Origin of the sequence: Photorhabdus kayaii (assembly GCF_025384895.1) — a bacterium.
Taxonomy (GTDB): domain Bacteria; phylum Pseudomonadota; class Gammaproteobacteria; order Enterobacterales; family Enterobacteriaceae; genus Photorhabdus; species Photorhabdus kayaii.
Window position 1 is genome coordinate 1 of sequence record NZ_JAJAFZ010000094.1, and the last position, 11,641, is coordinate 11,641.

Consider the following 11,641-nt stretch of genomic DNA (forward strand, 5'->3'; position numbering starts at 1 on the left):
TTTCTATACCAATGGCAATCCCAGCGGCTTGGCTCCCAGCACTTAACGCTAATAAGCCCTGCAATTGCGTATTTTCCATGCCACTGAATGTCAGTTTAATCGATTTGCCCACACTCATATCGCAACCAGATAATCTGAGCAGAAAAGGTTCGCTATGGGTCCTACCATGCAGATACAAATATTTTTCAGACATTGTTGCAAAATCGAGCTGGATATCTTCATCACCCGGATTAATCGTGCAAGGTTCTTTAACCAATGCACCGTGAAAACGCATATTATCCTCAGCCTGTACCCCTTGATGACCATAAACCGTGGCAGCAATAACCATAAAACCAACACGCAACACGAATAATTTTAAATATTTCATTAAGTTTCCTTTCACTGGTATTCCGCCGGAGACATTCCGCTGGGAGCGATTATCGGATTCAGAGCTTAACGGAATGACCTTCGCCGTAAACCAGAACAGCGATTCCCGGTCGATAGGCAGCGACGGACCAGTTTTGACGATGCGCACCTGATTCTGGCTGTCTGGTTCCATACGAAACAGGGGAGGCGTCACCAGAAATGGGGCGGTTTTGTCTCCCGCAGAAGTAGAGCTGATTGTCGCCTGTATTAAATAGACCACCTCTTTACTAGTATTGCTCACTGAGGCGGTTGTCGCGCGGCTATCCGCTGGATAGATAATGCGGGTAGTATTGATCCCCACCCCTTCCGCCTGCGCGGAAGTAACCGGGCAACCTAACAGACCGGTCACTATCATTGCTGTCATCAATCTTTTCACTGACTCACCTGAAAATGTCTGGTTTGGTATTGCGTAAGTGCCTATCTCAATAGGCGTAATTGTTGCAGGCCATTCTTATCAATGAACAGTGAGCACTGCCCAGGTTCAAAATGGCAAATAAAATAGCCTTATTAGGATAGGTAGTAAGTAAGAATTGGCCCTCCCTGTCCAATTCCACCTTTAGCGTGATAGCGTTATCACCTGCTACTCTGGGACTATATTGGGGATCTTTTAGGTTAATTGCAGTGCCTCGTGGCACAGGCTTATCATTTATCGTTAGGCCAACCGCATGGTCGACAATTGCAGCATTACCAGTGTTGTTAACAAGCTGAAAGTAAGCGCCGCCTTTGGTTCCTCAGCAAATGCTAAAACCATAAAAGATTATTTTTGTCTTTCTGATACATTAGCCAGAACAATACCCAGTTCTGTGACAGCATAAACTTCAGCTGGAGTAAGTTCAGGGTGTAATAAATTAATCAGCAAAATATCCCTGTCACGTTCCGAGTGGTTATAAGCACTATGCAAAAAACTGTGATCGAAAAAGATAGCCTTACCTTCTTCCCAATGACGTTCCTCACCCGCAACCACCAAACTACAGTATTCAGGGATATTGATACCGAGATGGCAGGTGATCTGTACATTGGTCCAGTCATAATGTTCCGGTAAATAGCTACCGGCTTTCAGCCTCATGAAAGAAATCTCACCACGCCAAGGAAAGAGTTTGCCTTCAAGCTGAGTAATCACCTCTTGCAGTTGAGGAAAGTGAATGGCTTTATCACTAAATTTTCCCCTGCTCCACAATGAAATAGATGACCAGTCATTATCACCAAGGTTTTTGAAAAGAGTGCGCGAAGTATAACTTGTTAAGAGCTCTGCTGCTGCCATGAACTCCGACTTGATTGTATGATAATGTTCTTCAAGCAGTGTCGCGACTTGCGATGTCACATCTGTGCTATCTGCTTCAATCCATGGCCCATTGTTCATATCTGGAAAAAACATCAAGCGCGGTTTCTGTTGAGAATGTTTCGGTTTATTCTGCTGCTCGCCAGTCAACCCAGAAAAAAATTTTTCAAGTCGTGTTGTTGTACCCGACCCATAAAGCTCACGCGTTTGAACAACCAATTCTGACAGCGCTTGCTTTAAATAATGTTGTGTTGTATGAAGGCTCACTGATCTACCTCCTTAGTTTTCAAACACGTACGAATTAAGGACATGATCTTGCCATTTACCATTAATTTTTAGATAAGAACGGGCAAAACCCTCCTGCATGAACCCCAGCCTAGAGAGTGTTTTTTTACTGCGCTCATTGTCCGGCAGATGGTTTGCCATAATACGATGAAGTCCATAGTGCTGGCGTATCCAAGGTAATGCTGCTGCTATTACTTCTGACATCAGTCCCTGACCTTCATGGTGTAGATCAAGAGAAAAACCCAAATAACCGGCCTGAAAAACCCCATATACGAAATTAGTGAAATTGACACTTCCTACCACCTCATCTTTGCCTGTGAGGGTAAACACCAGCAGCAAACATTTTTTAGCCTGATAATCTGGCCATACATCAGCAATACGCTGTGTAATATTTTTGCGTGTGTAGAACTCTGGAGAACGCAAAGGTTCATACGGTGCAAAGTTGTCTTTGTTTTTGAGTAAAAAAAACTCCAGTGCTGGAGCAAAGTCTTCGGTCAGAACATAAACGTCAGTTCTGGCTGTGGAGAAAAGTCTTATTTTGCCTGCTTGCATGACACATCATTCCTTACAGTGGTTTAATTAAGAGGTTGCAACTCAGAATGTTTGGTATCTGTTTGTGGAGCAATTTTCAGGTAAAACGCAAAAATTCCCCCTATCAATGCAATAGCAGCTATTTCCAGCAAGACATATTGCGCTGGTTCGGCACCAGTACCAGTAAAGGTTAAATAAACAGAATATGCCCCATATAACACAATCACAGTACTCATCACAAGGCTCAGAGAAAGTGCTCGAATCTCCTCTGGTAAACGAGCAAGAAAATTACTGATCGCTACGTCCTGACCAATAGTGACGGTAGCCCTAAAAAACAGGACGTATAGGATCAATGCGAAAATACCATTAACATAGAGGTAAAGAAGGTAGCAAAACACCGAGAGTAGCATCAGGCTGACGAAAGAAATTATAATCATCGAATTATCTGAGAATTTTGCTGCTACACGTGGGACTATCATACCCTTAACATAGTGAGCCACATCAAACGATGCAATAAACAAAAACAGAGGGACTAGGTAAATCATTTTAACTTCCATGATATTGTATTCCCTGAATTCAGAAACCATGAGATAAGTGTGAACATGAACCATGGAAAAATTCAGGAAAATGATTACCACAGAAAGTTTCAGTAAAGTCAGCCATTGGGAATGAGATAACCCACGCAGATGCGTAATAAAATGACGCAACATGCTTTTACGCGCGATATGTATGCCCTGTTTTGCGTGATGATCATGCATACCATTCATTTGAGGAAAACGCCATAGCCATATTCCAAGGCAAATAAACATCGCAGCCGGAATAAATAACATGGTTTCAGCATGTCCGATCATTCGGTAAAGCACTAACAAAACCAGTAAAAAAAGAACCGGAACGATAGAAACTATTTCTTTGCCGTACCGTTGAGAAAGCAGGATTGCCTTGGTGCGTAAAGTATGTTCTTCACCATGTTTAACGATTTGGTAATCAATCAGATCCTGTAACATCGCCTGATAAGCACCAGAAATCAAAGCCATCCCTATGGCGCTTAAAAAAGAGCTGAATATAAGCAGTGCAATTTGCGCATCGATATTATCTGTAGTTGCAAGCGAGCAATACAGTGCGAGCAGAGCAATAGTAGTAAACCAACTTCCTAAGGCAACACTTTTAAAATGACCTAACCGATCAGCCAGCAATCCGGAAGGAATCTCCAAGAAGAGAGATGAGTAAAATGCGATGGAAACACGTAATGAGACTGCAGCACCAAACATGCCTCCCAAAGCCCCAACCAATAAATGACTCATTTGGTTTGATGTTGATTGCATTGCACGAAATGTACTATCCAGGTAGCCAATATTTTTTAACCAATTCTGATTTTTCATTACTTATTACTCACATCTTGCCAAATAAAATTTCACTAAATAATCGATTGCTAACTTGGAATCTTGTTTTTTAGGGTGCATAGCATCGTCTTTAAATAAAGAACGTAACTTCGCTACGTCTAAATACGGAGCAACCTTAAGCATGGCGTTAATAACCAGATCAATGTAACGTTCATACCAAATGATTCGCCGTATCAGAGCCATCATCTGGCGTTTTTGTAGTGCGCTTATCTGCCCCCCTATCATTAGATAGCAAGCAATATGTTCTATATGCACGTAAGAAAGGGTGATCTCCTGATAACTCCCCATATGATATCGCAAGGCCACATCTGCATCAGAGTGGTAATATCCGAACAGATATCCCTGAAATACTTGTCCTATCCCTACCATTCCTTGACTATAGCAATCTGCGGCACGCAATGCCCCCATACTGGAACTGCCAAGTAGTATTCCCCCTGCTTTGATAAAATCTAGGCACTCCACTACGGTAATCGACATATTGCTACCAAAAAGGCCATCCGTGATCAGAACAGGCCTACCACTCCCCAACAGAGCCAGTAAGTCACCCGCTTGGACTGGCGGGCGAAACTCAATTATTGAGTCATAACGTGGGTCACGGAGCAAGGAGGGACCACCAAACACAACTGGCTTTTGTTTACGAGCAAATAACACGATTTATTGTCTCCTTCTCGGATTGACGTGCCAGTCAAATAACCCTGGAATAACAGCTTTCACCGTATGAAAAGGCACCTCAGGCAGAGATAAGTCTATGATATAAACGTGTTCATTCCCTTTTTCCGCCAGTTTTCTGGTTAAAAGTCTGGTAGCAGAGGCAAGTGTTGCTGGGGCATCCTGCGCCAGCGGCATACTTACCGTTTCATAATGTTTGTGGAATAATTCACGCAACATGTAAAAACGTGAATGATTAAAAAAGCTTTTATCGTTGTACTTCTTCTGATGACGACTCAAATCTTCTCGTGACGCCTGCAAACTGACCACTAGCCCCTGAACAGCCTCCATTAAAGCGGCATCCAGCGCTTGCGTTTCAGTGAATCCAGAGGCGAAACCTGCAATCATAAATTTCGGCCCCATACTGGTAGGATCGTATAAAGCCACATAATAGGTCGGTATCGCCCCGTGAATACGTAAGGCGAAACTTTCATATCCTTTATCAAACAGATTCAGCCATAAGGTTTTTGTCGGCGGATGGTTGATGCTTTCCGGATCGATAATATCTGCACAAATACTCGACAAACAGTTCTGGTAAAATTGGGAGATAATATTACGTTCAAAGGATTCCAGAATAGCGAAACAGATAGCTTCCTCTAAGATACCGCCACACGCTAGTCCTGAAGTATGTGCGCGTATATTCACCCGCTGTGCATCCGATCCGTGATAAGGAAACTGTACTTCTACAGCCGGTAACAAGACCTTTTTCCCGGTTTGTAACTCATATCCCGGTACCCAGTCTTCGATGTCACATTCCGGATCAAACCCTAGCAGCCTTAGTATGAGCCGGTCATCATGTTGAGCATCGTGACGGATGATAAGGTCATCACACCAGCAAGCACAGTGACGCTCATAGGCCTCCATTAATGCACTACAGGTAGCGACACATAGGCTACGCCCTTTCCCTTGGGTGGTTGATATTTGCCCTTTTTTTAATGTGGTTCGAACAGCATTTACTACACTGACTCCGGCAATATCTACAAATTCGCCAACAGAAGCCAGGCGCGAGATCCCCAGTTTTTTACGCATTGGTAAGGCTAATTTCAGCGCCTCTTGGGTCGAGTAGCGGCGCAATCCTGCTTCAGTGAAAGAGTTTTGCATGCTCAGATTTCTCAGTAAAATCACAGGCAATATTCAGAAACTTCAGTCGAACGTAGTTCATTATGTTTTTTCTGAGCAGGGGGCTTAACTCATCATATATGGCTTGGGTATCCGCTAGAGACGATTGCCTAACCAAGCGTAGAAGAGCTTGATATAACGAAGCAGTAATGACCTGATTGCTACCTTGATATTCATGGCTCAGCATGTGACGCAGCTCGTTTTTCTCAAGAATACCACTTAACCGACAACCTGGGCTCAGGCGCAACAGTCCAGGAAGCGTTTCCGTGTTAAACTCCGGGGTGGATAGCTCAACGATATAATCACCGAATACTACCGCATCAATATGAGTGGAAAGCAACATTTCGATCGCTTGTTGAGGCTGTTCTACGATAGGTTGTCCACGCACATTAAACGATGTATTCAGCAAGATGGGAAACCCCGACCGCTCGCCAAATGCAGTCAGCAAAGCATAGATTTCTTCATTGTCGCTGGCAGATACCGTTTGTACTCGTGCTGAGCCGTCTACATGAGTAATAGCGGCAAGCTGCTCACGATATTCAGGGCGAACAGGCAACACTTCAAGCATATATTTATAGTCTCCTTCACCTTCGAAATAACGGCTCAGGTGTTCGGCAGTAACCATAGGGGCAAAAGGACGAAAATCTTCACGGAACTTCACCCAACGGTTGATAAATTTCCATTTTTCCATCGAACAAGGGCTGGCAAGCAATGAACGGGCACCCAAAGCACGCGGGCCAAATTCAGCCCCTTTAGTGCAAGAGTAATAGCCAATGACTTGCCCGGCATACAACCGTTCGGCCAGCATGACGGTATCAATGGGCTTCACGACCACCCGGTCAGCGAATAAATTAAGGGCACTGGCAATATCTTCATAACCGTAAATTTTCCCCAGATAATCGTGACTAAAAGCGTCGCTAAGAATTCGAGCATGCCTTTTATAATAAGCAGCATTAGCAGCACCGATGGAAATGCCTGCATCATGCTGAGCGGGGAATAAATAGAAATCGCGCAAGTGAAAGTTCTGACGCACTTTGTAGTTCACCACAGAATTCAGAGCGACCCCTCCTGTCATAACTAAAGGCTCACTATTCGTGATACAGTAATGTTCCAAGCGGGATAAGATCCCTTTTTCCAGAACCAGTTGTACCGAGGCAGCCAGATCCGCGTAATCCATCACGTTACGTGCTTTTTCGCTAAATTTCTGCTTCCAAGTATAGCCAAAAGAGATACCCTGCGGGCTTTCAATGGCGATTTCTTCAGCAAATTTCGGTATACCATAAGGCGCAAGCCCCATTAATTTGCCGGAAGCATGCCAAGAGTTAAAGACCAGCTGGCTCACAGAGGCATAAGCCTCACCCAGTGAGTAACTGCCTGCTCGAATATTAAACGACGGACTATATTCACGGTTTAGCAGTGTATACCCATCCTCACGAAAGGCATAATGTGAAACTACGTGCAATTCCGGTTTCTGTCCCTTAAGCCCGGCATTTAAGTACTCTGAAAACTCTTGCCCGGAAATCAATAGATCATTCTGACCCACCACGCTGCCACCTGAACCATCCACTACCACAATATTTCCTCTGGAAAATCTCGACCCTGACCAGGCAGCAAATGCATGACACAAGTGGTGGCTAACAACCACAACCTCCGGAGAGAAGGGATCAAACAGCGAGAAATCTGCGCTACAAACTGGCTGGTTCAGCCCGATATACTCCGGCGTTGCTGATTGAATGTTATAGGCAAAACAGTTCACATCTTCCCGCGTCAATCCAGCAGCATCCAAGCAATAATCTACAGCTAGGGTAGTATCTAAGTATTGGTGCCCGTCACGTTTAACTCGGGTTAAGCGCTCAAGCTGAATGCCATAGCGAATTTTTCCGTTAATCATCACACAGGCAGAGGCATCGTGGCTTGCAGATATGCCAACAATGACCTCATCGTCGGGAGCAACAACCGGTTGCGAGCCTACGCATTCCACTGCCAGCATGTTCTGACATGCCACCGTCATGCGATCAAGTTGCCCTGTAGCGTATACCGTGATACTGAGGGACTGATTACCAGACAACTGCGCCGATATTAATAATGTACCTCTTTGCCCTACAATTTCTTGTCCGTTAACCATAGCCGTCAGGCGTGTCTGGCGGGCAATGGATCCCTGATAAGAAGCCACCAGAGCAATTTGACCATTGTCGCCTGATGCCCCCGTCGTAAGCAGTATTTCCGCCTGCCTAGAACGTTCCAAAGGAACAACCCATGTCTGAGGCATATGCTCTTGCTCTGGGAAATAATCAAAAAGATAGCTCCCCTGAAATGGCTGGCTCAGGTAGATCATTGCTGCATGTAATGCATGGCGGTCATGAGTCATTTGCTCTTTTTTTAGCCATAGATGCAGCTTTCCAGCTAACCTAGCAAGATAGACTACCGCAGCAGAGGTACCTTTTGTTGTGGTCAGCATACCTTGCTCATCGTAGGTAGAATAATCACATTCTTTAACCAGAAACTCGATATTGCCCCATCCCAAAGGTGTCATACCTGGAATACCACCATTATGACGTAATAATGCTACACCTATAGTTTCACGGCATGACCCAGGAAAACGCTGACGATCAGAATCATGGCCCACGGAGGCCAAAATATAAGGGGCCAGAGTTTTATCGTGGAAGGTTGACAATGACGTATGAAGATCAGCCATATACTCATTTTCGGCCAGAGAATAAGCATGGGCTTCTATCGGGCAAATACCAAAGCGTTCCTGTATATGAGCACGCAACCCCAAATATCCTTGTTCAAACGCATCCAAATAGCTAGCTGAAATCAAATCCAAAGAGGTTTGCATCGTCCATGGAAAAGGAACTTGCGATAAAACATTCGCAATTTTGGCGGTATGGCTATGTAAATCATTCTGTTGAGTAACATCATTAAGCCTGATCAACTGATTTCTTTTAGCACTATCAATAAGAAGAATAGATGTCCTGTCGTTTTTCATACATTGCCTTATTTGCAAAAGCTTGATTATCAGCCCAGTTTGTCTGTCTACTCAGAACGAAGGGGTAAACGCCATTTGCTGGCAAACATATTCAATATTCCGCAGGTCTGTACGAATCACATCCGGGGTAATACCCACTCCTAACTCATATGTCACAGCTTTTAGATTCGGGCACTGAGCCAGTGCTTGTTCCAGTAGTGGGAAAACATCGTCAACAATTGGTTCTGAATGTGTATCACGATATCGCCATGAATGAGTTGGATGTACACTCCCTCCGGCAATGTGAATTTCATTCACAGCGGACAAAGGCAGGCTAGTCAGTACAGCCTCTGGCTGTTGGTCAAAATAAATGGAGTATGAAAATACATGGCTGATATCTAAAACAACGTTACACCCTGTCGCATCAACCAACCGATGAAAAAATTTACCTAAAGCCATATCCCCGGCAGCAATACTGAAAGAAGGTATTTCCGCAGAAAAAGGAATACTGGAAACAGATTGAATCTTCTTCACACCCTCAATCGTCATTGCCAGCACAGGCTCACAAAGCACAGGCGCAGCGAAATAAGGTAAGTTATAAGGCCCGATATTCCAGATACCGATATCTTCCAAGCACCAGACCGCCTTAAGAATCTTACTAATGGCATTTTGCTTTACAAGCACATCAGGGCGTAACCCATCAATGCCAGCAGGCTCCATTCCAGAAAAATGATGAATCATGGGATACTGGGAAAATGCATTACGGAATGTATATGCAACGTCTTCATTAGGGATGGCCACGACAGACAAATGACTGATACCGTTTGGTGCTAATTGCAATAATTCAGTTAATTTATGACCGTAACTATGTGTATAATCAATTCCTAACCCTACTCGTGCACTCATACAGCCTCCCGACAGGATAATGCCACTTTGCCATTTTCATTATGAAAGCGCAGTCTGGCTGATTTATTTTTAAAATTCATTTCTTTGAGAGAGTTGGCTGTATTTAATTGAGCCAGCATAAAGTAGAGATTACAATCAATCTCTTCTGTAAGAGTATTTTCATGAGTTCTGGAAATCGTAGAACTCCATGGTGAATCTTCCATCCCGGTAGAAATACCAGAATAAATACCATCGATAAGAAAAAGGATTTTCTCTTCTTCTCTTAGTCCTGCGTGCTTACAAACAAAATAGCAAAAACTCTCAATCAGAGTTCTGCTATTCCAGTTCCAGAAGCTGTCCGATTCACAGTATTGATTGACAAGCTCAAGGAAAAAATCCTTACTAAAAAAATGTGGAGCAAAATGCATATCTGCATAAAGCACGGTACGTAAATTCCTGCGACGTGCAGCTCGTTCAATTACTATCCTGTCACCGTTCATTGTGGAATGAATGTAACCATACTCTTTTTCAGCATCTGCAATACGATAATGATCGCTATATAATAGCGACACGTAGGCCTTTTGTAATAGCTTCGCGTCCATTTCACCCTCCTGAAATAGCGATGTCAAAGGACAGCCTATCACCATCCTTTAATACAGGATTACTCTCTACCGACATAACATTATTTATAAACAACGTAACAAAAGGTTTAACCTTAAAATTATTTCCTTTATACGTCGCAATCAAATAAAAAATATCGGGGTATTGCTCCTGCATTTCTTTTAATATTTCATGAAGATTATTGGCTGCGATATTAATCTGTTTACCACTACTGACAGATTCAGGAAACGATATCTCAATCATATTCATTCCTTCAATTATTTATTGATTATAACACAGGCAATCGGGACGTCTTTTCGTTTCTAATAATTGATATTTATTATTCAACAAATCAAGTTTCAGCAACTTTCCATCCAGTATATCGCCTATACTCAGAATGACTTTTAACGCTTCATTCGCTTGATATAGCCCCAAAATACCAGGAATAACCCCGACTACACCATTCTCTGAACAAGAGGGTGCCAACGCTGCTGGCGGCGCTTCGGGATAGATACAACGGTAGCAAGGAGCATGCGGATGAGTACGCGCCATCACATGACCGGAAAACCGTTGTACAGCGGCAGAAATCAATGGCTTATTAGCCTTTACTGCGGCATCGTTGATCGTATAACGAGCATTAAAGTTATCAGTGCAATCTATGACAATATCATAACTTTTCAGCAGAATCTTGATGTTTTCAGGGTTAATAGCAGTATCTATGACTTTTATTTTGATACTAGAGTTTAACGCTTGTAGCGCATGTAAGGCTGATTCAACTTTTTTCTTTTGCAACATAGTTTCATTGTGGATGACTTGCCGTTGCAGGTTACCCAAATCGACAATATCGTGATCCACGACAGCAATCTCCCCTACCCCTGCGGCTGCCAGATAAAGCAAGCAAGACGATCCTAGTCCTCCAGCTCCAATAACCAGCACTTTAGATTTCATGATTTTCAGCTGTCCGCGAGTTCCTACATCTTTTAAGGAGAGATGACGCGCATATCGGTTTTTTTCGGTTTCGCTTAACATTGTGAGTTGTTCAACAGGATTACCTTGCGCTTTCCATGCTTCGAAACCACCGTCAAGAGAATATACATTAACGAAATTGAGTGCAGTCAGGCCCAATACAGCATATTTCGAACGAAGCCCACTAGAACAAAAAAGAACAATCGGCTGTTCAGGTTCAATCTGACGTTTTTTTAGCTCAATCTCTAGAAAACTACGTCCCAGTGTTAACGCTCCAGGGATCGTGCCATTAGCAAACTCATGACTTTCCCTCACATCTATCAATAAGCTGTCACGTTCTTTTAATTCATCAACTGATATAGCTTTAACGCTTTGAATACCACCTGTTAAATCGCGCATCTGAGACCCTGCTACCAGACAAAAAAGAAAACTCATCCATACTTTTTTAATTGTTGTTGACAATTATAATTTAAAGGTGGCCGCATTGCGGCCACA

Annotated in this window: 11 protein-coding genes and 1 pseudogene; all 12 read right to left on the bottom strand. The window is 43.4% G+C overall.

Annotated elements, in window-relative coordinates; translation table 11 throughout:
* Window positions 1-367, bottom strand: a 367-nt coding sequence (locus LGZ98_RS24365; protein ID WP_390904719.1) for a fimbrial protein, incomplete at its 3' end; no start/stop codon positions are given.
* A gap of 108 nt (window positions 368-475) precedes the next feature.
* Window positions 476-769: pseudogene (locus LGZ98_RS24370) on the bottom strand (fimbrial biogenesis chaperone); the annotation flags it as partial.
* A 393-nt stretch (window positions 770-1,162) separates the two neighbouring features.
* Window positions 1,163-1,951 (bottom strand): aspartyl/asparaginyl beta-hydroxylase domain-containing protein, encoded by a 789-nt coding sequence (locus tag LGZ98_RS21695; protein WP_113042637.1) that lies wholly within the window; start codon window positions 1,949-1,951, stop codon window positions 1,163-1,165.
* 12 nt (window positions 1,952-1,963) lie between these two features.
* Window positions 1,964-2,521 (bottom strand): GNAT family N-acetyltransferase, encoded by a 558-nt coding sequence (locus LGZ98_RS21700; protein WP_113042635.1) that lies wholly within the window; start codon window positions 2,519-2,521, stop codon window positions 1,964-1,966.
* Between the two features lie 23 nt (window positions 2,522-2,544).
* Window positions 2,545-3,879 carry an MFS transporter gene (locus LGZ98_RS21705; protein ID WP_113042634.1) on the bottom strand — a complete coding sequence of 445 codons (1,335 nt, stop codon included), beginning with the start codon at window positions 3,877-3,879 and terminating at the stop codon, window positions 2,545-2,547.
* A gap of 6 nt (window positions 3,880-3,885) precedes the next feature.
* Window positions 3,886-4,551: a TfuA-like protein gene (locus LGZ98_RS21710; protein WP_113042633.1), complete on the bottom strand. Its 666-nt coding sequence runs from the start codon at window positions 4,549-4,551 to the stop codon at window positions 3,886-3,888.
* A 3-nt stretch (window positions 4,552-4,554) separates the two neighbouring features.
* Window positions 4,555-5,709 carry a YcaO-like family protein gene (locus tag LGZ98_RS21715; protein WP_113042631.1) on the bottom strand — a complete coding sequence of 385 codons (1,155 nt, stop codon included), beginning with the start codon at window positions 5,707-5,709 and terminating at the stop codon, window positions 4,555-4,557.
* Window positions 5,690-8,716 (bottom strand): carbamoyltransferase C-terminal domain-containing protein, encoded by a 3,027-nt coding sequence (locus tag LGZ98_RS21720; RefSeq protein ID WP_113042630.1) that lies wholly within the window; start codon window positions 8,714-8,716, stop codon window positions 5,690-5,692. The genes LGZ98_RS21715 and LGZ98_RS21720 overlap by 20 nt, the downstream gene beginning before the upstream one ends.
* Before the next feature lie 51 nt (window positions 8,717-8,767).
* Complete coding sequence (locus tag LGZ98_RS21725) at window positions 8,768-9,601, bottom strand: multinuclear nonheme iron-dependent oxidase (protein WP_113042628.1); 834 nt, start codon at window positions 9,599-9,601, stop codon at window positions 8,768-8,770.
* On the bottom strand, window positions 9,598-10,182 hold the full coding sequence (locus LGZ98_RS21730; RefSeq protein ID WP_113042626.1) for a hypothetical protein: 585 nt from the start codon (window positions 10,180-10,182) through the stop codon (window positions 9,598-9,600). The genes LGZ98_RS21725 and LGZ98_RS21730 overlap by 4 nt, the downstream gene beginning before the upstream one ends.
* 1 nt (window position 10,183) lies before the next feature.
* Entirely contained in the window at window positions 10,184-10,444 is a 261-nt protein-coding gene (locus tag LGZ98_RS21735) for a MoaD/ThiS family protein (RefSeq protein ID WP_113042624.1), read from the bottom strand.
* An 18-nt stretch (window positions 10,445-10,462) separates the two neighbouring features.
* On the bottom strand, window positions 10,463-11,545 hold the full coding sequence (gene moeB / locus LGZ98_RS21740; protein WP_158536566.1) for a molybdopterin-synthase adenylyltransferase MoeB: 1,083 nt from the start codon (window positions 11,543-11,545) through the stop codon (window positions 10,463-10,465).
* Between the last annotated feature and the right edge of the window lie 96 nt (window positions 11,546-11,641).